2 pseudogenes are annotated in these 526 nt (G+C 72.2%); both read right to left on the bottom strand.

Annotated elements, in window-relative coordinates:
* A pseudogene (locus ACPCUW_RS35185) lies at positions 1-196 on the bottom strand (hypothetical protein); the annotation flags it as partial.
* Positions 197-255: 59 nt separating this feature from the next.
* Positions 256-411, bottom strand: a pseudogene (locus tag ACPCUW_RS35180) (IS5/IS1182 family transposase); the annotation flags it as partial.
* Positions 412-526: the final 115 nt, after the last annotated feature.

The raw sequence follows: 526 nt of genomic DNA, 5'->3' as shown, positions 1-526 counted from the left end.
GGCGTCCGCGCTCTTTCCGGTCGGCGACCTGGTCGGATCGTTGGGGTATGACGCTGCGGATCCGTTTGTGCCGCAGCAGGTCCCGGTTCGAAGCTGCCGAGTACGCCTTGACCGCGATGACCGTGCCGGGATTACGCCGAGGTGGGACACCGGCGAGCCGGGGCACCGCCACCTGCTCGAGCACTGCGGGCAACATCGCCCGAGTCCGCGGCCTGCCCAGGCGTGATCAGCACGGCCAGGGCGCGGGGCGTCGCCGTCGGTGGCCACGCGGGCCTTGGTGGTCAGCCCGCCCCGCGAACGGCCCACCCCCGTGGCCGGCCCGGTACATAAATCGCACTCCGGGCCGGCGGTGCGGGCCCCGGCGGCGTGCTGATACGCGCGCACGATCGTCGAGTCGATCGCCACCACCCAAGTCCACATCACCGGTGCTGTCGGCCAGCGCGAGCAGCGCGGTCAGCACCCGATCCCAGGGGCCATCGATGGCACAGCGGCGGTGCCGTTTCCACACCGTCTGCCCCAGCCCCGA

The organism is Nocardia sp. AB354 (genome assembly GCF_049538315.1).
GTDB lineage: Bacteria > Actinomycetota > Actinomycetes > Mycobacteriales > Mycobacteriaceae > Nocardia > Nocardia nova.
This window is presented reverse-complemented; position numbering and strand designations above follow the sequence as displayed.